Source organism: Methanomicrobiales archaeon (assembly GCA_030019205.1).
Classification (GTDB): domain Archaea; phylum Halobacteriota; class Methanomicrobia; order Methanomicrobiales; family JACTUA01; genus JASEFH01.
The window spans coordinates 19,383-40,550 of the sequence record JASEFH010000018.1 but is presented as its reverse complement, the minus strand read 5'-3'; the positions used below and the strand labels follow the sequence as shown (position 1 = coordinate 40,550).

25 protein-coding genes and 2 tRNA genes are annotated in these 21,168 nt (G+C 61.3%); 12 read left to right on the top strand and 15 right to left on the bottom strand.

The window, feature by feature from the left end:
• Nucleotides 1-143 precede the first annotated feature (143 nt).
• Both QMC96_09975 and QMC96_09970 read left to right on the top strand, forming a co-directional pair.
• A complete protein-coding gene (locus QMC96_09975; protein ID MDI6877083.1) occupies nucleotides 144-2,744 on the top strand; it encodes a valine--tRNA ligase in 2,601 nt (866 codons plus the stop codon).
• Nucleotides 2,745-3,474: 730 nt separating this feature from the next.
• The gene (locus QMC96_09970; protein MDI6877082.1) at nucleotides 3,475-3,666 is read left to right on the top strand and encodes a hypothetical protein; all 192 of its coding nucleotides are present in this window, start codon (nucleotides 3,475-3,477) and stop codon (nucleotides 3,664-3,666) included.
• Between the two features lie 46 nt (nucleotides 3,667-3,712).
• On the opposite strand, the gene tmk is transcribed toward QMC96_09970, so the two are convergent.
• Complete coding sequence (gene tmk / locus QMC96_09965) at nucleotides 3,713-4,318, bottom strand: dTMP kinase (GenBank protein MDI6877081.1); 606 nt, start codon at nucleotides 4,316-4,318, stop codon at nucleotides 3,713-3,715.
• On the bottom strand, nucleotides 4,309-4,980 hold the full coding sequence (locus QMC96_09960; GenBank protein MDI6877080.1) for a HisA/HisF-related TIM barrel protein: 672 nt from the start codon (nucleotides 4,978-4,980) through the stop codon (nucleotides 4,309-4,311). Before QMC96_09960 ends, tmk begins: the two co-directional genes overlap by 10 nt.
• 242 nt (nucleotides 4,981-5,222) lie before the next feature.
• Between QMC96_09960 and QMC96_09955 the strand changes: the two genes are divergently transcribed.
• Entirely contained in the window at nucleotides 5,223-5,909 is a 687-nt protein-coding gene (locus QMC96_09955; protein MDI6877079.1) for a (5-formylfuran-3-yl)methyl phosphate synthase, read from the top strand.
• Between the two features lie 3 nt (nucleotides 5,910-5,912).
• Nucleotides 5,913-7,379, top strand: a complete 1,467-nt coding sequence (guaB, locus tag QMC96_09950) for an IMP dehydrogenase (GenBank protein ID MDI6877078.1) — start codon at nucleotides 5,913-5,915, stop codon at nucleotides 7,377-7,379.
• Nucleotides 7,380-7,436: 57 nt separating this feature from the next.
• Here the strand turns inward: guaB and QMC96_09945 are convergent, their stop codons facing one another.
• Nucleotides 7,437-7,664, bottom strand: coding sequence for a DUF5654 family protein (locus tag QMC96_09945; protein MDI6877077.1), 228 nt, complete (start codon nucleotides 7,662-7,664; stop codon nucleotides 7,437-7,439).
• 416 nt (nucleotides 7,665-8,080) lie between these two features.
• Between QMC96_09945 and QMC96_09940 the strand changes: the two genes are divergently transcribed.
• The 4 genes from QMC96_09940 (at nucleotide 8,081) to QMC96_09925 (ending at nucleotide 11,404) form a co-directional block, all read left to right on the top strand.
• The gene (locus QMC96_09940; GenBank protein MDI6877076.1) at nucleotides 8,081-8,461 is read left to right on the top strand and encodes a hypothetical protein; all 381 of its coding nucleotides are present in this window, start codon (nucleotides 8,081-8,083) and stop codon (nucleotides 8,459-8,461) included.
• An 886-nt stretch (nucleotides 8,462-9,347) separates the two neighbouring features.
• Nucleotides 9,348-9,971: an ArsR family transcriptional regulator gene (locus QMC96_09935; protein ID MDI6877075.1), complete on the top strand. Its 624-nt coding sequence runs from the start codon at nucleotides 9,348-9,350 to the stop codon at nucleotides 9,969-9,971.
• Nucleotides 9,961-10,353: a CS domain-containing protein gene (locus QMC96_09930; protein MDI6877074.1), complete on the top strand. Its 393-nt coding sequence runs from the start codon at nucleotides 9,961-9,963 to the stop codon at nucleotides 10,351-10,353. Before QMC96_09935 ends, QMC96_09930 begins: the two co-directional genes overlap by 11 nt.
• A 115-nt stretch (nucleotides 10,354-10,468) precedes the next feature.
• Nucleotides 10,469-11,404 carry a radical SAM protein gene (locus QMC96_09925; protein ID MDI6877073.1) on the top strand — a complete coding sequence of 312 codons (936 nt, stop codon included), beginning with the start codon at nucleotides 10,469-10,471 and terminating at the stop codon, nucleotides 11,402-11,404.
• A 52-nt stretch (nucleotides 11,405-11,456) separates the two neighbouring features.
• Here QMC96_09925 and QMC96_09920 read toward each other — a convergent pair whose 3' ends face one another.
• On the bottom strand, nucleotides 11,457-11,750 hold the full coding sequence (locus tag QMC96_09920; protein ID MDI6877072.1) for a hypothetical protein: 294 nt from the start codon (nucleotides 11,748-11,750) through the stop codon (nucleotides 11,457-11,459).
• A gap of 419 nt (nucleotides 11,751-12,169) precedes the next feature.
• Nucleotides 12,170-12,790, bottom strand: coding sequence for a HEAT repeat domain-containing protein (locus QMC96_09915; protein ID MDI6877071.1), 621 nt, complete (start codon nucleotides 12,788-12,790; stop codon nucleotides 12,170-12,172).
• Between the two features lie 377 nt (nucleotides 12,791-13,167).
• Between QMC96_09915 and QMC96_09910 the strand changes: the two genes are divergently transcribed.
• Complete coding sequence (locus QMC96_09910) at nucleotides 13,168-13,374, top strand: hypothetical protein (protein ID MDI6877070.1); 207 nt, start codon at nucleotides 13,168-13,170, stop codon at nucleotides 13,372-13,374.
• A 245-nt stretch (nucleotides 13,375-13,619) separates the two neighbouring features.
• Nucleotides 13,620-13,961: a hypothetical protein gene (locus tag QMC96_09905; GenBank protein ID MDI6877069.1), complete on the top strand. Its 342-nt coding sequence runs from the start codon at nucleotides 13,620-13,622 to the stop codon at nucleotides 13,959-13,961.
• Between the two features lie 484 nt (nucleotides 13,962-14,445).
• Here the strand turns inward: QMC96_09905 and QMC96_09900 are convergent, their stop codons facing one another.
• Nucleotides 14,446-14,874: a hypothetical protein gene (locus tag QMC96_09900; GenBank protein MDI6877068.1), complete on the bottom strand. Its 429-nt coding sequence runs from the start codon at nucleotides 14,872-14,874 to the stop codon at nucleotides 14,446-14,448.
• A gap of 170 nt (nucleotides 14,875-15,044) precedes the next feature.
• On the opposite strand from QMC96_09900, the gene QMC96_09895 reads away from it, so the two are divergent.
• Nucleotides 15,045-15,251 carry a hypothetical protein gene (locus QMC96_09895; protein MDI6877067.1) on the top strand — a complete coding sequence of 69 codons (207 nt, stop codon included), beginning with the start codon at nucleotides 15,045-15,047 and terminating at the stop codon, nucleotides 15,249-15,251.
• A 231-nt stretch (nucleotides 15,252-15,482) separates the two neighbouring features.
• On the opposite strand, the gene QMC96_09890 is transcribed toward QMC96_09895, so the two are convergent.
• Both QMC96_09890 and QMC96_09885 read right to left on the bottom strand, forming a co-directional pair.
• Nucleotides 15,483-15,555, bottom strand: a tRNA-Asp gene (locus QMC96_09890).
• Between the two features lie 10 nt (nucleotides 15,556-15,565).
• Nucleotides 15,566-15,674, bottom strand: a tRNA-Tyr gene (locus tag QMC96_09885).
• A 181-nt stretch (nucleotides 15,675-15,855) separates the two neighbouring features.
• Between QMC96_09885 and QMC96_09880 the strand changes: the two genes are divergently transcribed.
• Nucleotides 15,856-17,328 carry a 2-isopropylmalate synthase gene (locus tag QMC96_09880; GenBank protein MDI6877066.1) on the top strand — a complete coding sequence of 491 codons (1,473 nt, stop codon included), beginning with the start codon at nucleotides 15,856-15,858 and terminating at the stop codon, nucleotides 17,326-17,328.
• A gap of 571 nt (nucleotides 17,329-17,899) precedes the next feature.
• Here the strand turns inward: QMC96_09880 and QMC96_09875 are convergent.
• The 7 genes from QMC96_09875 to QMC96_09845 all read right to left on the bottom strand — a co-directional run bounded on the left by QMC96_09875 (nucleotide 17,900) and on the right by QMC96_09845 (nucleotide 21,158).
• Nucleotides 17,900-18,271, bottom strand: coding sequence for a prefoldin subunit beta (locus QMC96_09875; GenBank protein ID MDI6877065.1), 372 nt, complete (start codon nucleotides 18,269-18,271; stop codon nucleotides 17,900-17,902).
• A gap of 259 nt (nucleotides 18,272-18,530) precedes the next feature.
• Complete coding sequence (locus tag QMC96_09870; protein MDI6877064.1) at nucleotides 18,531-18,845, bottom strand: DUF2769 domain-containing protein; 315 nt, start codon at nucleotides 18,843-18,845, stop codon at nucleotides 18,531-18,533.
• A 469-nt stretch (nucleotides 18,846-19,314) separates the two neighbouring features.
• On the bottom strand, nucleotides 19,315-19,575 hold the full coding sequence (locus QMC96_09865) for a KEOPS complex subunit Pcc1 (GenBank protein ID MDI6877063.1): 261 nt from the start codon (nucleotides 19,573-19,575) through the stop codon (nucleotides 19,315-19,317).
• On the bottom strand, nucleotides 19,572-19,934 hold the full coding sequence (locus tag QMC96_09860) for a hypothetical protein (GenBank protein MDI6877062.1): 363 nt from the start codon (nucleotides 19,932-19,934) through the stop codon (nucleotides 19,572-19,574). The genes QMC96_09865 and QMC96_09860 overlap by 4 nt, the downstream gene beginning before the upstream one ends.
• Nucleotides 19,935-19,969: 35 nt before the next feature.
• Nucleotides 19,970-20,104: a DNA-directed RNA polymerase subunit P gene (locus tag QMC96_09855; protein MDI6877061.1), complete on the bottom strand. Its 135-nt coding sequence runs from the start codon at nucleotides 20,102-20,104 to the stop codon at nucleotides 19,970-19,972.
• 3 nt (nucleotides 20,105-20,107) lie between these two features.
• Nucleotides 20,108-20,398, bottom strand: coding sequence for a 50S ribosomal protein L37ae (locus QMC96_09850; protein ID MDI6877060.1), 291 nt, complete (start codon nucleotides 20,396-20,398; stop codon nucleotides 20,108-20,110).
• A gap of 55 nt (nucleotides 20,399-20,453) precedes the next feature.
• Nucleotides 20,454-21,158 (bottom strand): ribosome assembly factor SBDS, encoded by a 705-nt coding sequence (locus QMC96_09845; GenBank protein ID MDI6877059.1) that lies wholly within the window; start codon nucleotides 21,156-21,158, stop codon nucleotides 20,454-20,456.
• Between the last annotated feature and the right edge of the window lie 10 nt (nucleotides 21,159-21,168).

The window sequence follows — 21,168 nt, the reverse complement described above, 5'->3', positions numbered from 1 at the left end:
TTGGCGCTGCCGTGAAAAGAACTTTTCACCTGTGCGCCGTGAAGGGCAGTACGGGGAAATACATGCATTTTCGCGCGCAATCCCGCGATATGGCCGGATCCGATGCGATCAGTATATGATATTTAATAGCAGAGAGCTAAAAAATGGTTGTGCAACAGGAACTTCCCAAGCACTATGACTTCGCCGAGGTCGAGAGGCGCTGGCAGGAGACATGGAAGGACGAGGACAACTTTTTCGATCCCCGCTCGGATGCACCACGCTTCATCATCGATACCCCGCCGCCCTACCCGACCGGCAACTTCCATATCGGCAATGCTCTGAACTGGTGCTACATCGATTTCGTCGCCCGCTACCGCAGGATGCAGGGCTACAACGTCATGTTCCCGCAGGGATGGGACTGCCACGGCCTCCCCACGGAGGTGAAGGTGGAGGAGATCCACGGCATCACGAAGAACGATGTGCCGCGGGAGCGGTTCCGCCAGATGTGCCGCGATCTGACGGAGAAGAACATCGAACTGATGCGGCAGACGCTGCGGAGGCTGGGGTACTCCATCGACTGGAGCCACGAGTACATCACCATGCGCCCCGAGTACTACCGCAAGACCCAGGCCTCGTTCCTGCGGATGCTGGCGAAGAACTACATCTACCAGACGGAGCACCCGGTGAACTACTGCACCCGCTGCGAGACCGCGATCGCCTTCGCAGAGGTCGCCTACGTTCCGCGGAGCACGGTCCTCACCTACTTTGACTTCGGCGGAGTGGAGATCGCCACCACGCGTCCGGAGCTGCTCGCCGCCTGCACCGCCGTCGCCGTTCACCCCGCGGACGAGCGTTTCCGGGACCTGGCGGGCAGGACCCTCCGCGTCCCCTTCTTCTGCCATGAGGTGCCGGTGTTGCAGGACGAGGCGGTCGATCCCGCGTTCGGTTCCGGGGCGGTGATGATCTGCACCTTCGGGGACAAGCAGGACGTGCACTGGTGGAAACAGCACGCCCTCCCGCTCCGCAAGGCGATCGACCGCGCGGGAAGGATGACGCAGATCGCGGGACCGTACGCCGGGATGAGCGTGAAGGAGTGCCGGGAGAGCATCCTGCGGGATATGAAGGAGAAGGGGATCCTCAAGAGGCAGGAGACCCTGGAGCAGCGGGTGGGGGTCTGCTGGCGGTGCAAGACCCCGATCGAGATCCTGAGCGAGCGCCAGTGGTTCATCGCCATCCGCCCCGAAGAGATCCTGCAGGCGGCGCGGGAGGTCTGCTGGACGCCGGATCACATGCTGACCCGCCTGGAGAACTGGGTGAAGTCCATGGAGTGGGACTGGTGCATCTCGCGGCAGCGCATCTTTGCCACCCCGATTCCGGTCTGGTTCTGCCGCCGCTGCAGTGCGATGGTCGTCCCGAGCTACGACCGCCTGCCCGTCGATCCCACTCTGGAGCAGCCCCGGGATCCCTGCCCGAACTGCGGCTCCCGGGAATTCGTCGGGGAGGAGGACGTCCTGGACACCTGGATGGACTCCTCCATCTCGGCCCTGAACGTGACCGGCTGGGACGGGGGTCCCGACGCCCCGCCCTTCTACCCCGCCCAGCTCCGCCCGCAGGGGCACGACATCATCCGCACCTGGGCGTTCTACACCATCCTCCGCTCCGTCGCGCTCACAGGCGTCCGTCCGTGGGATGCCATCCTGGTCAACGGCATGGTGCTCGGGGAGGACGGATTCAAGATGAGCAAGAGCCGCGGGAACATCATCGCTCCCGAGGAGATCCTGGAGAAGTACGGCGCCGACGCGTTCCGCCAGTGGTCAGCCCTCGGGGCGGCGACGGGTTCCGACATCATGTTCAACTGGAACGACGTGGTCGCGGCCTCGCGCTTCCAGACCAAGCTCTGGAACATCACCCGATTCTCGCTGCAGCAGCTGGCGCGGGAGTGGAACCGGGATGCCCGGGTGACTGATCTGGCGGATCGATGGCTGCTTGTGCGGCTCTCGAATACGGTGGACCGCGTGACGCTGGCGATGGACACCTACCAGTTCGATCTGGCGCTCCGCGAACTGAGGGACTTCGCCTGGAACGTGCTCGCCGACAACTACATCGAGCTCGTGAAGGGACGGCTCTACGGGGATGGCGGGGGGCGGGACAGCGCCTGCCGCGCTCTCGACATCACGCTTGACGCCCTCTTCCGTATGCTCGCCCCCTTCATGCCCCACTTCGCCGAGGAGAGCTACCATCACCTCCGGGAGGGGGGCAGCGGGAGCGTCCACGCCCAGTCCTGGGTGAACCTCTCCTTTGACGATCACGATGCCGCCCGCGACGGGGAGATCCTGGCAAAGGTGGTCTCGGAGATCCGCCGTTTCAAACACGACCGGGGCATGGCACTGAACGCCCCGCTCGGGCGAGTGACTGTGTATGCGCCTGGCGTTATCGATGACGGCGGCGACGCCTCCCGTGCGCTGAACGCGGAGGTGCAGTTCCGCAGCGGAGAACCGCGGCTGGAACGGACGGTCGGCGACGTCAGGTTCAATATGGCGGTCGTGGGCAAAACCCTCCGGAAGAAAGCTCCGGCATTCATGCAGGCGATTCGGGCTCTTCCGCCCGAACAGCTGCTCAGTCCGCCCGAGACAGTCAGCCTGGACGGCGAAGATGTGCCGATCCCCCCCGACGCCTTCGCACCGGAGTTCACCTACCAGGTGGAGGGGAAGCGCGTGGACGTACTCACCCTGGACGGCATCATCGTCACGGTGGAGAGGGGGTAGAGACACGGAGGAGAGGAGCGGAAGAGCGCTGTATCGCTGGATGCGAAGACTCCAGGACCGTTCCGCTTCACGTCGCAAGAATTCCCGCAGCATTTCTAGAGTGAGGTTGATCGATGGGGAGTTTCGGTGCGGCCGAATTCCCTGCAACCCGTACCCGTGGTAATCGTTATCGGAGCATAGCATTCCCCTGCCGGGTGAATGGCGTCTTTCCGACCGCTGTTCCGATCCTGTTCCCCAATTGGGGCACATGCTGGTGGTATAGCCCTGCTCACGGCATGGAAGAGATCACTGCCCGTCATGCCATACCACTGGAGAACCCGTGCCCCCGTCCCTGCGCTAGGTGGCCGAGGGGAGATCCGACGAGGAGGGAACGCATCCATCGATACGACATTTTCCCCGCAAGAGGGAAGACTTCGATGCAGCGACGCGAAGGCGATGGCGATGCCCGCGACGCATCCCCGAACCGAAGGAAGGCAATCGCTCCCCCGTCAGGCTTTGCTATCTCCCGCGATATTCGCATTCCTGCAGCCCAGACCGGATTCCGATTCCTGCAACCGTCGGCACAACCAGGGGGTGCGGATTGCATAACACGGGGGAGATGGGCTCCCGGTGCCGGGGATCGCCCACTCCCGAACCAGTCGATCGGTTGCGGTGGGGAGAGAACGCAGATCTCCCGCCGTCCCCGGGAGACCCGGATACTTTTATATTACATTACGGGGAGCCTCCCGGCATGAACCGATTCTACAGGGAGAGCGCGGAGAACGTCCGCAGACTGATCAGCGAGCTCCTGGCCCGGCTGGTGGAGGAGAGGTGCGACGACCTCGAGGAGGTGATCGCTCTCGTTGCAGAGAGCCACGACGCCATGAAGCGGGCTGAAGACCGGCTGCAGGGGCTCTGCTGGGACGCGGAGACGAGCGGCTGACGGCCCGCGCTCCCTGTTTGACCCCCCATCGTCCAACGAGGGTGCCCTATTTACCCCGCACGGCGATCCTTCGGATCTCCTCTGCTACGAAATCGTGGATCTCCTCCAACCCCTTGCAGGCATCGACGACGACGAATCGTGCCGGCTCCTCTTCGGCGAGCGCGATGTAGTTACGCTGGACACGTTCGAGCACTTCACGCATCTCGAAGTGCTCCCGCTCCCCGGGATCTTTCAGGCGGGAGAGTGCGGCTTCGACGGGGAGGACGAGGAGGAAAGTCCTGTCCGGGGGGATCGTCCAGCCCTCGTGCAGGTTCTGCAGCCATCGGAGGGGCCGCGGTATCACCCCCTCCAGCGTGACGGACTGGTAGGCGTAGCGGCTGTCGGTGTACCGGTCGGAGATGATCACCCTCCTCTCCCGGAGGGCCGGTCGCACGACTGCCGCCACGTGGGCCGCATGGTCGGCGGCGAAGAGAAGCGCCTCGGTCATCGGATCCAGCTTCTCGGCGACGGCCCTCCGCACCGCATCGCCCACCCAGGTGGCACCGGGTTCGCGGGTGAATACCGGATCGAGGTCAGCCAGGGATCGACGCAGCGATGCGAGAAGCGTGCTCTTGCCGCTCCCGTCGATGCCTTCGATGGTGATCAGGACCATATTCCTCTCCGGATCGATGCCAGCGGGATCGCGCCGCGGTGCACCGCAGTGGCGACGATCGCCCCATCGAATCCCAGATCCTCCAGCAGATCGAGATCGCGCTCCGCCCTGACACCTCCCCCGTAAATCAGCCGCCCCCGATAGGCCGACCGCAGCTCCCCGAGCTCAGCACGGTCCAGGCCGCGCTCCGTTCCGACAGCCCCGATGTTCAGGAGGATGCAGCCATCGAACGCCCAGGCTCCTGCACGGCCCAGCACAGCGGCCGGTGTCCAGCCGCAGGGGATCACCCTGCCGTCCCGGTGATCGATGCTCAGGTAGCCTCCGGTGTACCGACCGAGATCCCGTCCTCCCGTCTCGGTCCCGACGACGTTGATCACACCTGCCATCTGGAGACAATCCGCTGTCGAGCGAACTCCTCGATCCAGAAAGCACCGCTCTACCAGCCGCACGCAGGACTCGATCTCCCTGTCGTGGCTCCCCGTTCCCATGATGCGATCCAGGTCGGCGATGTACAGGAACCGCGGCGCGATATGGTGGACGTGGGCGATCGGATCGGCGGTGGAGACCAGACCCCAGGTCAGGGGAAGGTAGCTGGACCGTTCGCCCCGCACCCCATGCACCACTTTTCCCTGCATGAGATCCATCGCCAGGATCAGATCCATGGTACCAGATCCCTCCTGCGGAGGGATAAATACCGCACAAACGGGACCCCATGGATCCGGATCCCCAGCCGCCGCAGGTTGCCCGCATGCCGTGGGACCCTGAATCCACATCGAATCCTATTGAGAGCCTCGGGCGAATGGAATTCTCCCAAACCATCCCTCATGCTCCGGCAGAATGGAGAAATGAGGGTGAATTGTCCGATACCGTAATCCTAATCAGTCTAAAGAACCATACATGATGCATGAAGTTGCTGGTCAGCCCGCGCAGTATCGAAGAAGCGCACCAATCTCTTTCTGCAGACATCATCGACGTAAAAAAACCCTCCGAGGGGTCTCTTGGTGCCAACTTTCCCTGGGTGATCAGGTCCATCAAGTCTCTGACATCGAAACCGGTGAGCGCCGCCATCGGCGACTTCGACTACAAACCAGGCGGGGCAGCGCTTGCAGCGTACGGAGCCGCATGCGCCGGCGCCGACTATATCAAGATCGGCCTGATGTTCGACGGGCAGGACCGGGCCCGCGAGGTGATCCAGGCCGTGGTGCGGGCGGTCAAGGAGGAATATCCCGAGAAACTCGTGGTTATTGCCGGCTATGCCGATTACGCCAGGCTTGGGACCATCTCGCCCATGGAGATCTCCGCGCTCGCCGCGGAGGGCGGAGCCGACGTGGCCATGACGGATACCGGCATAAAAGACGGCAGGAGCGCGTTCGAGTTCATGGACGAGGCCACCTTCACCGCTTTCGTGGAGAAGAACCGCGAACTGGGCTTGAAGACCGCTCTTGCAGGCGGTTTCAAGATCGAGAACATACCCGCCCTGAATCGCATATGCCCCGATATCGTCGGTGCGCGGGGCATGGTCTGCGGAGGAGACCGGAATGCCACGATTCGGGGCGAACTGGTTGAACAAATCAGGAAAATGATCAGGTGAATCATGTTTACAGAAAAATTGAACGCCCCCGTTGCCATCACCTTCGACGACATCCTCCTGCAGCCAGCCGAATCGCATCTGGAGCCGAACGAGGCGGACGTGCGCAGCCGTTTCTCCCGGAACATCTGGCTCAACATCCCCCTCGTGAGCGCAGCGATGGACACCGTGACCGAATCCCCCATGGCAATCGCGCTGGCCCGCCAGGGCGGGATCGGCGTGATCCACCGCAACATGACGGCCGAGAGGGAGGTACAGGAGGTGAAGTACGTCAAGCAGGCCGAGAATCTCATTGAGAAGAACGTGCTCACCGTCGGTCCGGAAGCGACCGTTGCCGACGTCCAGCGTCTGATGGACGAGCACGGAATCAGTGGCGTGCCCGTCATCGAGCACGGCAAGATCGTCGGGATTGTCAGCCGACGGGACGTCCGCCCCATATCGCCGAAACGGGAGCGCGAGAGTATCCGGAAGGTGATGACCCGTGACCCGATCACGGCAGATCCGAGCATCACGATGGAGAACGCTCTCGAGACAATGTACGCACACAAGATCGAGCGGCTGCCTGTGGTGGACAGAGAGTCACGGCTCATCGGCATCATCACCATGCAGGACATCCTGGAGATTCGGCGCTACCCGCTGGCAAACCGCGATTCGAAGGGGAATCTGCGCGTTGCCGCAGCGGTGGGCCCTCACGACTTCCAGCGGGCAATGGCGCTCGACGAGGCCGGGGTCGACGCGCTCGTCGTGGACAGCGCCCACGGGCACAACATGCGTGTCGTGAAGGCGGTGCGGGACATCAAGGAGAGTGCGAAGGCCGACGTGATCGCCGGCAACATCGCCACCCGGGAGGCGGCGGAGGCGCTGCTGCCGGAGTCCGACGGTCTGAAGGTGGGAATCGGTCCCGGGTCGATCTGCACCACGCGGATCGTGGCTGGGGTGGGCGTGCCGCAGATAACGGCGATCGCCTGCGTGGCCGATGTGGCTGCCGGGTTCGACGTGCCGATCATCGCGGATGGCGGCATCCGCTACAGCGGGGACGTGGCGAAAGCGCTGGCGGCCGGCGCCGAGTCCGTGATGATCGGCAGCCTGTTCGCCGGCACGGACGAGTCACCGGGGCGCTTCGTGATCATGCAGGGGCGGCGCTACAAGCAGTACCGCGGCATGGGATCGCTAGGGGTCATCAGCGGCGGGGTGAGCGGGGATCGCTACTTCCAGAGAAAGGAGATCGGGAGAACAAAATTCGTTCCCGAGGGCGTGGAGGGGATCACGCCCTACGTCGGCCCCGTATCCGATGTTGTCTACCAGCTCATCGGCGGGTTGAAATCGGCGATGGGCTATACCGGCTCTTCGTCCATCGGGGAACTCCGCAGCAGGGCCCGATTCCTGCGCGTCACCAGTGCAGGGGTGAGCGAGAGCCACCCGCACAATATTCTGATCACCGACGAGGCACCCAACTACCGCCTCTTCCAATAGGGCATACATGCCGCACGGGCCTTCGATGCAGTCGGCCCTGAGGCAACCGCTCCCGTATCATCCCTTTGCTCTGGCAGCAGCTCTCCCGATCCAGATCGTCGCGATGACTGCGATGATGGTGACGAGAATCGCGTACCCCAGCTGGGCGGGAATGTTCCCCGCCTCCCCGAAGACCTCGGTGAAGATCGCCTGTATCGCCTCGTTCCAGGCGAGAGCCGCCACCAGTCCGAAGGCTGCGGTGATGAGTGCAGACATCTTTTCAATGACCTCTTCCCGTAATGCCATCCGATGCATCTCCTATTTATCGGAGGGGATTTGAACCGGCGGCATATATATAATTTGGGGTCAAAGGGGCTCCCTTCCGTGTCTGGATAACCGCGGAACACCCCGGGAGCCTTCCGATGGGGCGGGGGAGAGAGGCGCTGGACGGCTGGATTCGGGGTAGATCCGAAGGCGGATGAGGTTCGATGGAACCATCATCGATAACAGGTCGCGGATTAATTTCCTGACCGATCCCGCGGATTCTCACCCCTGCACCGGTGCCGGAGGGATCCCGTCAGATCACGAAGGATCCCGTGCCTTCCGGAAAAGTGGTCGAAGAAGGAGACGAGGACCGTCCCGAACCCCTGATTCCCCGACGGGCTGCCGCATTTCATCGAGAGGGCGGGGGAGAAGCGGTACGACCGTGGATCCGCACCGTCATGGATGAGAAGACCCGATATCCCCCCATCGCCTGGCCCGTAACGAAGAGCGTTCGTGAAGGATGCGAAGAAGGCACTCCGTCAGGCAAAGGCAACAGCGAACCAGCGCCTGGATCTGATTGTTACCGATGGTCTGCAGGCCAACAAGGATGCCATCAGGAGTTCTGCGACCACACCGCCTTCGTCCAGGACCCGCACGTCCGGCTGAAGGGTTTCGAGGCGAAGCCGAACAACAATGTCCTTGAGCGGCTGAACGGGACGTTCCAAGAGCGGACGAATGTGGTGCGGGGCTTAGATTCACCCTGTAGGGCGCAGGAGTTCGCTGCCGGGATGCGGATCTACTACAACTGCATCCGCCCCCATCAGCGGATCGGGGTCTGACACCGGCACGGGTGGCGCAGATCCCGATTGACCTCCCGGGGAACCGCTGGATGACGATGATTGAACTGGCAGCACGTAAATAACGGCCTCTTCTCCTTTCATAATCCCTGACATCTGGGGATGTGATGATAGTTCCTGAGGCTCTGGAGAGACGCTCCCCGGCGTAATTTCCACCCATCCCGCGGATAACCCATGGATGATCCGCATTCACCTCTCCCCTCGGCGAGGGGGGGGACTCGTGCGATAGGCCTGTATCGGACGGGGAATACCGGGCAGGATGCTCTCTGTCGCGCGATGGGGCAGTAGGAGAGAGGCCCTTCCCCGGAGAACACCCGAGAGCCGTACACAGGCTCCTCCTGTTGAGAAGTTCGACAGAGCCGTTCCTACGCAATTTTTATTCCCATAAGGGGTGTATTTACGAGGGGAATGCGCTATCCGGAGCCGTTCTTCAGACGCATTGACCATATGACCCTTGATACCATCTAGTGGAATTACCTTCACAGACACCATAATCGGGGTTTCAGACTATTTTTCTCCTTGTAAAAAGAGCTATAATCTTGTGTCGGCCTATATTGAAGGCGGAAAAGATCGTCTGGTAGCAATTCTCCAATCCTGATAGAGGTGAAGGGGAAGAACACGGCATGGGACATTCCGTGAGCACAAGGGGAGCGATATTCTATCCTGTAATGCCTCCCAAAAAAAAGTGCTTGAGCCGAGACGGGCGATTGATACCTATTCCCCCTCTTCCCGAACTCCCTCAATCTGTGTCCGATTTTTTTTAGTCTCGCCACGCATTAACGCCGGTGCGTCTATCAAAAGTCACTAGGACGCACCAGAACCCATCAGGATAATACTATTATATACAAAACACTAACATTAGGTAAAGATGTTAAACGGGGTGGAAAAGTCCCGCCTGCTGGATATCCTGGGGAATCGCAACAGGCGGCGGATCCTGGAGCTGCTGAGGCAGAAACCCTGTTTTGTCACCGAGATCTGCGAGCAGCTCACGCTCAGCCCAAAGGCGGTCATCGAGCACCTGCACCTGATGGAACAGGAGAGGATCATCTCCTGCCGATCCGATGCCAGAAGGAGGAAGTATTACTACTTGCTCACCGATATCGAGGTGGTGGTCAATCTCCAGAGCCGCAGCGATGGGGGAGCGCAGCCGGAGGAGACGGCGCTGGAACTCGAATTCATGCGCTCTCTGGCCACGCTCCGCAGGATGTCTGCCGCACGGGAGGAGATGATCTCCATGCTGGACAGGCTGGAGCGGGAGATCGAACTGAAAATTAATGATATCATCAGGTCAAGTAACGATGTACTGGTGAATGAGAGAGAGCTCGACCTGATATTCGCCCTTGCCCAGTACGATCTCACCGAGGACGAACTTCTGGCATGCACCGGAATATCGCCGCCGGAACTGCAGGAAGCGCTGGAGAGACTCATCCACCGGGGCATAGTGGAGAGAAGAGGCACACACTATCGCGTACGTGGTATCCATGCCAGATAATCCTTACGACGAGATATTCAGGAACCTGACCAGGATGATGGAGGATATCCTCAAAAACATCCCTGCCCAGGCATCGTCCCACGTGGTTCACTATACGATCATCGCCAGGCCGGGAGAAGCACCGCGTGTGTTCCAGCCACCGCAGGAAGGGGAGGACAGCGAGGTTCCCTACGAGACGATTGAGACCGACGAGTGCATCTACATCACTACGGAGATCGATCCCGACGACGGAGATGCCTGCGTGGAGATAGGACCGAGGTCGATCACGATTCGGGAGAAGGACGGAGAGACGATCATCGATATCGACTGCGAGATCGATCCTGACCGGAGCATGTACAATATCCATCGTGGAATCCTGGATATTGTGTGCCGTAAAAAGTGAGGAGCGGGCGGTCCCGCATTCGGGGAGAACCCTCGCGGATCCTGCGCGGGGGTTTGCTCTCTTCTATTCCAGAAATGAGAAAGTATATTTCCGTTTCGGGACGAGGTGTCTGCCGATGCCGGAGGAGACGATGCCCGGGTATGCCGACCTGCATGCCGGCGGAGAACTGAAGGAGCGTGCCGATGCTGCCTGGGAGATGCTGCGGGACTGCACCGTCTGCCCTCAGCTCTGCCACGTGAACCGCAGGGAGGGCCAGCTCGGGTTCTGCCGCAGCGGGGCCCGTCCCACGGTCTCGAGTTACGGCCCTCACTTCGGGGAGGAGCCTCCCCTCGTGGGAAGATTCGGGTCCGGCACGATCTTTTTGACGAACTGCAACATGCGATGCATTTTCTGCCAGAACTACGAGATCAGCCAGTGCGGCGGGGGTTTCGAGATATCCTGCGAAGAACTCGCCGATATCATGCTCCATCTCCAGAACCGGGGCTGCCACAACATCAACTTCGTCTCCCCCACACACTACGTGCCACAGATCCTGCGGGCGATCGACATCGCCGCATCCAGGGGGCTGTCCGTGCCCCTGGTCTACAACAGCGGGGGATACGATTCCGTGGAAACCCTGAAGCTCCTGGATGGTGTTTTCGACATCTACATGCCGGATGCGAAATACGGTCGTGACGATGTGGCATGGGCACTCTCACGGGCGCGGGACTATACGGAACGGATGCAGTCAGCCCTGAAAGAGATGCACCGCCAGGTGGGGGATCTCGTTATCAAGAGCGGACTGGCAGTGCGGGGCCTCATCATCCGCCACCTGGTGCTCCCGGCCAATCTGGCCGGGAGCGAACTCGTGATGCGGTTCATCGCCGAGGAGATATCGAGGGACTCCTACGTGAACGTCATGGCCCAGTATCGCGTCGTCCGCCCGGTATCCGAAGAGGAGCTGCGGCGCAATCCCTACCTGGCGCAGATCCAGCGGCCCATCACGGCAGCAGAGTACCTGTACGCCATGGACTGCGCGAGACGCTACGGGCTGCACCGTTTTGCTGACTGAAAACACCGCTCCCCCGATCCGCTAGGAGTCGTCCCGCCGATCGGGTCTGCTCTCATCCGGGACGTCCATCCTTCCGGGGAAGCACGAGCGCAAGAGTTACGAGGGCGTCTCCCAGGAGGTACGGCAGGATGCTGTTGGAGAGATACAGGGCGAGGGTATCGAACAGAGGAAGAATCACGCCACCCTCCGCGAAGGGGTTATGGATGTCCAGCAGGACCAGAAATGCAGCGAGGCAGAGGATATCAGCGGCTTTCCAGCGAATATCGTTCAGCATCGCCGTGATACCGCCACTCGTACAGCCGTATACGAAAGACAGTGTCACAACCAGGCTTACCGTCGAGTCCATGGAACCCTTCCGATCCGTGTGCTGGACCCATGGTGATGCGGTTGCGGAATTGCCATCGTGCGATCTCTCGAACAGGACACGGGGGAGCACCGGAACTCTCGATTATCGTATAGAGAAATTTTCATCGCTGCCGTAGATATTCATTCCGACCATGCAGATTCATCGATGCGATGAATATAAAGTAGATGCCCCCGATCACCGTCTGCCAAAGCACATACCCTGCCATCCGCTGGCGGGGGTCATTGATGTGTCACGATCCACCGAGGTGCGATGCGCGTCTCGCAACAGGCAGCCGCCCACGCCCACCGTCCGGATGCCGATTCGAACGGAGGACTGCAGGAGAGGGGCGGCAGACCGGCCGGGAGGGGGATGCCGTGCAGCGCAACGGGACGGACTGGCGGATGGGCAAAAAGAGAGCGCTATCTCCCCGATCCTCGAACGTCAAGGATTTCTGCAAGCGTCTGCCGCACTTCCTCACACTCCTCGCAACGGAGCGCTTCCGCGAGTGCCGGACGGGCCTTCCCGCCCCCGATCGCCCAGAGGGCGATAGCAGCGCTACGGCGGACGAACTCATTCTCGTCCCGGAGAACTCTCTGGAGCGGTTCGAAGGCACGGGCATCTCCGATGATCCCGAGCGCCTTCGCCGACATGTACCGCACGTGATCGATGGGATCGTCGAGCGCACGAAGCAGCGGCTCTACTGCGGAGATGTCCCCGATCCGCGAGAGGGCTTCGGCGGCCCGGTAGCGCGCCATCCAGTTCGGCTCCTGCAGCATGCCGATCAGAGGGCCCACGGCCGCCGCGCCCAGCATAGCAACCGCCGCGGATGCATGCGCTCTGACCTCTTTTACGGGGTCGTAAAACGCGGCCAGGAGGTGGGGGATCGCCTCCGTATCCCCGCTCGCACCCAGAACGCGGGCGGCAGCGATCCTGTCGGCAGGGTCGGCGGACTGCAGCAGTGCGGCAACATGGCGATCCCGCTCTCCGGTCTGCGGATCTTCGTCCGCTTCGGTGTCGCGGTTCATTAGGATCTCCCACATCTGGTGGGGCGCCCGCGGATAAAAAGTCCTGCACACGTGCACCATCGCGATGATGCCGGATCATGGATCGATTCACCGCTCGAGGACGCATGCTGGTGCGATGCAGGCCGAGGATACGGCAGACATGAATCCCCGCTCCCGCAATGTTCGAGCAGAGGGAGAGATCGGCCGCGAGCACCCCAGACCGTTCCCGGGACGAGGGGGATGACCTCCATCGCCTCGTCCACGGCTGCCACGGCGACCGCGAGGGCTCCGCGGATGTTTCCCCCTGCGGTTCCGTGCACCGGCCGTCACGGGCCTGAGGAAGCTTCTCCCCGGGATGCAGGCCGCGGGCATTGCGATAAGGTAGGCTGACCCTCCCGATCCGGGGAGATCGAATGCAGGATCAGCATGTCCCGGGTTCGACGGGAGAGCGCGGGAACCCCCACAGGACCGCCCGGAGGGATCTGCTCGCGATGCCGCTGAAGGGTACGATGATCGAGGGCAGTGTGATCGGCGCTCTCGACAGCCAGATCGTCAGCGAACGGCAGCCGTGCGGTGAAGACCGGAGCCCGCCTCCAGCTGGACCTGCTGGAGAGGTTTGAAGTCCGCATATGCCCAGCCTGCCAGGATCGGACCATCGTAGAGGATGTTCCGGACGAGGTTGCGCCCGCCCGGGCTGGATGACGATGCCGACGACGTACCGAATCGCCGCCGCCATCCGATCCCCCGATCCCTTTCCTGAGCCGATTAACCTGTGCACCTGCCCGGGAAACCCGGAATCGGAATTCGCGAGGCCGGATCCCGATCGCTGGGTTGAAGGGGACCAGGCACATACGGTAGAGATGGTATGGAGAGGAAGGAGATCGACGAGTTTCGCACTCTTGCGCAGGTGCTGAACGAGATCGAGAGGAGGTATCCGGATCCCGAGAGCATCACCCTCAGACAGATCTCGGAGCTCTCGCAGGCGCACCATCTGGGGGTACCGGATATCCTGGCGCTCGTCATCCTCATCCGCTGGGGGAGGATATACACCTCCCTGAAGCAGATCGGGGAGGAGCGCAACGAAGCGGTTGGGTACGCTTCCGGCCTGCCTTGCATGGCATCCGACGGTTCGGTGCGGGAAAGCGCAGAATATCGACCGCCTCCGGCAGACGAGAGCAGCGGGGGGCCCAGCATCGAGTTCCTCTGACGGTGCCAGCCACCGCAGGGATCCGCAAGATCCCGGCCAGAGCGCAGACGGTCGCCACCGGGTACTGATCTGTCCGGGTGCGGCGAAGGAGAATAGCTGGAGAGCGGTGGTTGTTCCCGAGCGTTTCGCCGCTTCGCCCCCCTGTAAGGATCGCGGGTGAGGGAGAACCCGCAGCGATGACGGCAGTCTGAACTTCAACCCGTGTGCGCCGCTCTCAAGCGAGGCGGGCAGGGCTGGATTCGCTTGTCCGGGAAATCCGAAGAATTGCAGCCAGACCTGACGTTTCCGCTGCGCAGATGCTGCAGCAAAAATCTTCACGCGAATCCCCCCCGTTTCTGGTTCGTGGGGCGGCTGACATCTCCCCGGGGTCGCCCACGGGGTGAATCAGGGATCGGATTTTCCGGAGGAGATCGGCAGCTCATCAGCAGCAGAAACGGAAAGCGTCCTGCCGGCGAACTCCGCCCGGATCTTGGGGGGATGCACCCTACAGCACGTAGGGAATGATACTGTAATCGATATTGCAATCACCCGCGAATCTCTCTTTTTCACCGAAGATCTTGCTCTCTCCCGCCTTCATGGGCCCTACGGGGATGTTCCGCGTATCGATGACGCTCCCATCGCGGGCATGCACGAAATTCAGGCGCAGGACGAGGCTCTGCTGTGTGGATTCACCGGTGTTCCTCACCTCAACGCGCGATTCGTAGTAGCATCCGCCCCCGGGGGTATAGAACCGTTTGAGCTCGAGCACTTCGGCCATGACCGTCTCCTTGGGGGCGATTCCCTGAGGCGGCGCGCCATTCAGCGTGGGCGCAGAGGTGTGCGGAGCCGGGATCCCCCGGTCCGTGGAGCAGCCCGCAGAGAGAACGCACAGGAGGATACCGAGGCTGATCAGGATCGCAGGCAGCCGAGGCATATGCAGTACCATCTGTGCCGGGCTATATGAAAGCCGTCATTTTTATTCTGCGTGATAGAGCAGCAGAATACATTCAATGGCCGTATTTCAGGCATAACCGGATATTTTTATGGATTATCCCACGGAGCCTCAGAACAGGATTTATCCGAATAGGCAGCCAATTATTGGTTATGGCCTCGCCATTCATTGCACTGGCCCTGTCATTCTTCATCCCGGGGCTGGGGCAGTTCTACACCGGCCAGCTCCTGAAGGCGGCACTCCTGTTCGCTGCAGCGGTCGTGTTCGGCGCGCTCTCGACCTTCGTCATCGGCATCCCCTTCTTCGTGCTGATCTGGCTCTACAGCATGTACGACGCGTTCACGGCGGCGAAGCGGTGAGACAACACCGGGAATCCTTCTGACTATGGTCGTACACTGGGTCGCATCCATCGCCGTAGAGAGGCTCGATCCCCGATCCTCTGTGGGCGGATTTGATCGGCACCCATCGAAAATCCGCCCTTTCCGCGGGGGATAACGGCATCGGGGATCAGGCAGAATCGATCCTTCGGATCTCGCTCGGCACAGATGCGCGGACCGGCAGAACCGATCTGAAAAAACGGTGTAACGGAACGCCCAGGTCGGAATTTGAATCCGAGTCGTCGGCGTGACAGGCCGACATGATAGGCCGCTACACTACCTGGGCACGGCAGATATCCCGCCTCCCGGATTCGAACCGGGGACATCGCGGTAGCTGCGCAGTTACCTCCGTTGTCGGTAAACCATACTACAGCCGCGCACTCTACCAGGCTGAGTTAAGGCGGGTATTGCTCTATTACGTTGGTCAGGTGCCATATTAAACATATCGTTTGTCCGGCCCGTCGCGATATGCTCCTTTTAAATACGCGAGCGATCAACAGTACAGGTATGACTCGCAACGCAGAGAGTGCGGGGACAACCGACGTGGGGAATTGCCTTCTTTGTCCCTAACCGAGCACCCAAGAATGTGACTGTTTTCGACACCACCCTCCGGGATGGCGAACAGACGCCCGGAATCTCGTTTACGCTCTCGCAGAAGATCGATATCGCGCGTCAGCTCTCGGATATCGGCGTATACACGATCGAAGCGGGATTTCCGGCCTCTTCCGAGAGCGAACGGGAGACGGTCAAGACGATCGCCGCCCTCGATCTCGAGTCGAACATCTGCGGGCTCGCCCGCATGCTGAAGGCCGATATCGACACCTGCCTGGACTGCGACGTGGATATGGTGCACGTCTTCATTCCCACCTCGCGGGTCCAGCGGGAGCACACCATCAAGAAGAGCGCCGAAGAGGTGCTGGAGATCACGCGGAGCACGGTTGCGTACGCCCGCGATCACTTTGGCATGGTGATGTTCTCGGCGATGGATGCCACCCGCACGGAATGGGACTACTTGATCCGGGTCCTGAAGGCGGCAGTCGAGAGCGGGGCGACGATCGTCAACGTCCCCGATACCGTGGGCGTGATCACACCCGGTGCCATGCGGGAGCTGATCACCCGCATCGCTGGCGAGGTGGATGCACCCATCGACGTGCACTGCCACAACGACTTCGGCCTCGCCGTGGCCAACACCCTCGCCGCCGTGGAAGGCGGGGCTTCGCAGGTGCAGGTCACGGTGAACGGCCTCGGGGAGCGGGCGGGGAACGCCGATCTCGCCGAGACCGTGATGGCGCTGGAGTCCATCTACGGCATCTCAACAGGCATCAGGACCCGGAAGATCGTGGAGACCTCGCGCCTGGTCTCCCGATACTCGGGGATCAGCCTCGTGCCCACCCAGCCGATCGTGGGGGACAACGCATTCTCGCACGAGAGCGGGATCCACTCGCACGGTGTCATCGCCTGCTCCGAGACCTTCGAGCCCGGCATCCTCACTCCCGAGATGGTGGGGCACCGCCGCAGGCTGAAACTCGGCAAGCACGTCGGGCGGCATGCGGTGCGGCAGATGCTCGAAGATGCCCATATCTCGCCTTCCGAGGCGGAGCTCGATGAGATCGTCCTCCGCATCAAGGCCATCGCGGGCAAGGGCAAGCGCGTGACCGATGCCGACCTCTACGAGATCGCCGACAGCGTCATGGGGACGACCAATGGGCGGAAGATCCTCGAACTGGAGGGGATCGCGGTCATGACGGGAAACCACGTGATCCCGACCGCCACGATCAAGGCCAAAGTGAACGGCAGCGACCATGTCTTCAGCAGCGTCGGGAACGGTCCCGTGGATGCGGCCATGAAGGCGGTCCTTGGGATCCTGCCGACCCACGTCCAGCTGAAGGAGTTCAACATCGAGGCGATCTCCGGCGGGACGGATGCCATCGGGCATGTCACCATCGCCGTGGAGGACGAGGGGGGGCGGATCATCAGTGCAAGCGCGTCCAGCGACGACATCATCCTCGCCTCGGTGGAGGCGATGGTCAACGCGATCAACCTCCTGCACCGCACCTGAACAGAACCCTCCTTTATTATTCGTCCGACCCCATTCACCGGTCGCGGTTGCAGCAGGACGAATCGTCCTGCACGGGGAGGCGTGCCCGGTGGAGAACAGGATTATCGGTCTGGGCTGAAGGGTCCGCGGGAGGGTTCCTCCATCCACACACCGCTGCGCTTCGGTGCGATCCCGCTGGCTCCCTCAACCCGGGCCCAATGCACCCGAGGGGTTCACCCCCGCCAGTTCCGATGGCCCCAACGGACTGTTCGGCTCTAGCCTGCCTGCGGCTCCCGCGGACGACAATCGGATGGCGGATCCTGACAGCCTGTTGATACCACTCTGCAAAATGAATAAAACATCTCGCGATTTTGAACAGCGGCAAGTCCGGATGCGGCCGCCATGCACCCCTGCCCCGAGTCCCTGCTGTGTGTCCTGACACCCCCAAGACGAGAGCCCCGAAGGAGAAGGGACTCTGTGCATCCCCATCAAATGGCATTCCGTCCTGTCCCAACCACGGGACCGATCGAGGGGAATGCCGGTTCGCGTTGCCAGCAAGGCAGACGAACCGGCACCGAATCTGAAAAATGATTTATTCGGCGGCCGGGCTGGGAGGGGCCTCGCCTCCGCCCAGTGCCCCGCGGACCTGCGCGCTCACCTGCTCGAATCGCGTCTGGAGTGCCTTCTCCTGTTTTTCGAGAGACTTGATGCGGAGCTCCAGCGTCTCGATCCGTTCGTTCAGGGACGCCTCGACCTTCGACTTCTTCTGCTGGATCATCACGGTGCCGATATTGGTGAAGATCTCTGCATCCTCCGGGACCTCTTTCAGCTCCTCGCCGGCACGCTTCGCCTCGCGGAGCGCTATCTCATACTGCGTCTTCTGCCCGACGACCGTCTGCAGCTGCTGCTGCAACTGTTGAAGCATGGCGATCTGGTTCTGCACTTTGGGGGGTATCTGTTGCATCGCAAAAAACCTCCTCTTGAACTCGATGTAGTACTATTACAACCTTTTCACCTTTATCCCTTTGCGGTCGCCACCCCCGCAGGGCCGGATTCCGCCAGCAACGAAAGGCGGCCCCGTATTGCTGATCCATCGCAAAGTCCTGTGCATGGCATTGCGGTTATCGGCGCGAACGAGATTTTTTCTCGGAATGCAGCGGGATGCAAACCGGACTAACGGGGCGTTTTGCCCGGATCTACGAGAAAGGAGGAGGGAGGTGCGATCAATACCGCGTTCCCCAGATGGTGTTCTCGTACCTCTGCGCCTTCTCCGAACTCCTCGTGCAGAAGAATTTGTACTTGAGCCCCATATCGGTCCACACCGGACAGGTCGGGCAGAGACAGGCTACTTCCGTATCGATGCACATGAAACTCTTCCCCGTATTGCAGAAGAATTTCTCGTCCGCCTCCTTCGCACACCGCGTATACGTGGGGCATCCCGGGCAGAGGCACATGTTCCTCCGGTCTTCCAGCGTCTTCTTCAGGTCTTCAGGAGACATCTCCTTCATCGACAGCAGGATCTGCTCGAATTTGTCCATTCGATCACCACACCATAAGGAATAGTTTGAGTATTTGAATGTATCGCACGTTCCGCCCGACGGAGTGAGCAGCATTCCCAGCGAAGAGGGGCTTCTCCATGGACGAACGATTGCGTCGGAATCGGCGCGAAAATACAATGGCAAGAATGGCTCTGTCGAGATTCGCATCGGAGGCGGGACCCTGCCGGGACGGCGAACATATCCGCAGGCGGGGCGAACTCCCACCTCCGCGAACGATCCCGGTGAAAGGCTACTTGCACGGGAGGAATCTGCCATGCGGCTCCTGACCCCGGGGGACGATCCGCGGGACAGGTGCAGACTGCGCCGGAAAGCGTTGCTCCCGAAATGGGATCCCTCGATGAGAGGTTCCCGGATAGTTTCAGATCCGCACCAATGCAGTTCTACAATCGCATTCCTGTCGGGAACCGAGAGCAGGTACGTGAAAAGTGACGCATGGTCATTCTGGTGCTCACCCCGGAGGGAGGCACTCCCTCGCCGCCTCCTGCATCTCTTCGGCGACGCTGATCAGGCGGAGCCACATGTTCAGTGCTGCCCGCAGGGCAGAGATGTCCGAAGCCTCAACACGGAGCACGAGAGCGCCGCCTTCGAGCGCGACCGCCGCCGAGGAGCGGCCGCTCCCCTCACCGCCCCCAGACTCCGGGAGAACTACGCGATACAGCCTCCCGGCATGGGGGGTTTCGAATCGGAAACAGGCCGTATGCCGCTTCATCCCAGCACCTCCAGAACGTAGTGCCGCGCCTGCGTGCCGTCAAACTCCAGGGTGCAGGTCTCCGCGCCCGTATACTCCACGCTGAGATACGGCGAGAGCTCCTCGAAAACGGATCGGTTGGAGACCGAGAGGCCCCTTCGGGCCCTCCGCGAGGAACGGGGTCGGACAGAGAAGGATGGGATGGGGTAATCGGCAACCACTTCCCCGCCGTGAATCACCTGGAGGCGGTATCCCTTCGGCTGCCTGCAGACGATCACGATGGTGGGATCCGTCGCTTTTAATCCGTCGAGATCCCGCTTTCCGCGGGTGAGACACTGCCCCTCGAGGGCGAACGCGATGTCCCGGCAGAGGGCACGCACTTCCGGAACCGGCTTCCGGGAGCTGGTTACAAGGGTCATCGGGCCTTGATGGCCTTGATACCGGCTCCCCTCTCCTTGTAGAGAATGCGGTGACCACAGTAAGGGCACCGCACGTTGATGTCGATCTCCACCTTGTACTTACACCGCGCGCACTTGTAGGCTCCTGCCACGGTCTACTCCTCTCTGGACATCGATCTCTCTATCGTGCGGAGGGCGATACGCAGTGTCGGCGTCTGGGGCACATAGGCGCCACCGGCAAATTTGTATCCGCATTTCCTGCAAAGCCAGATGCCGGTCCCCGCACGGCGCACGGCCGTCTGATCGCAGTTGGGGCAGCGATGGACCGCTTTCTGCACACTCTCGACCTCTGCAACCCTCTTTCGTATAAATCTGCCATATCTTGGCCCGAATCGGCCTGCACTTCCCGATATTCTGCCTTTGGCTTTCTGCGCCTTTTTGGCCATGTTCCTGTGACTCCTTCTGTCCTGATATATTGGCTCTTTCTCTTAATATAGTTGTTCAGGTGGTGTGCTCGAGAATTTTGACCTCGCCTTCGCCCCGGGTGATGCGGTTGACCAGATCGTAGAAATCCCTCTGGATGCCGCCCGGGATGCGTACGATCGCGATCCATGAACCGTCCTTCTGCCACTCATCCCGTTCGATGGTGGCTGCGGACTGCAGTTCGCCATACCCCTTCGCTGCGTACTCCGCCGGCACCCTGACCGCAATCCGCATCTCCTCGAAGCGGATGGGCAGAAGGGGGCGGATCGCTTTCACGGTCTCCTTTACGAGTTCGTCCAGGTGCCTGAAGGGATCGATGTTGACGCGCGCCTCCTCCATCGCCATCTCGATCCGCTGCGGCGGGTGCGGCAGACCGGTCTGCGGGTTCACCGCGTTGCGTGCGATGAAGTTGACGACCTGTAGCTTCTTTGCAGCCATCATCTGGCGGCGCTGCTCCGCGGTCAGGTGAATCTCACCCTTCTGAAGGATGCGCCGCGCAACCGTGTCGAAATCGGTCGTGTGGAATACCTTCATCAGGGACTCCTCCGACGCCTTCGTCCCGCGGGAGGCGTGCTCGAAGACGTGGAGGGCTGCGACCACATCCTCGATGTTCACGTCCCTGCCCTGCCGCACCAGTGCTGCCCGTTCGGGATCCACGAGAATTTCAAAACGCTCTCCATGGCTCTCGAGACGGGCCACAACCGCCCTTTCAAGAGGAATCATGGCTTTCCCG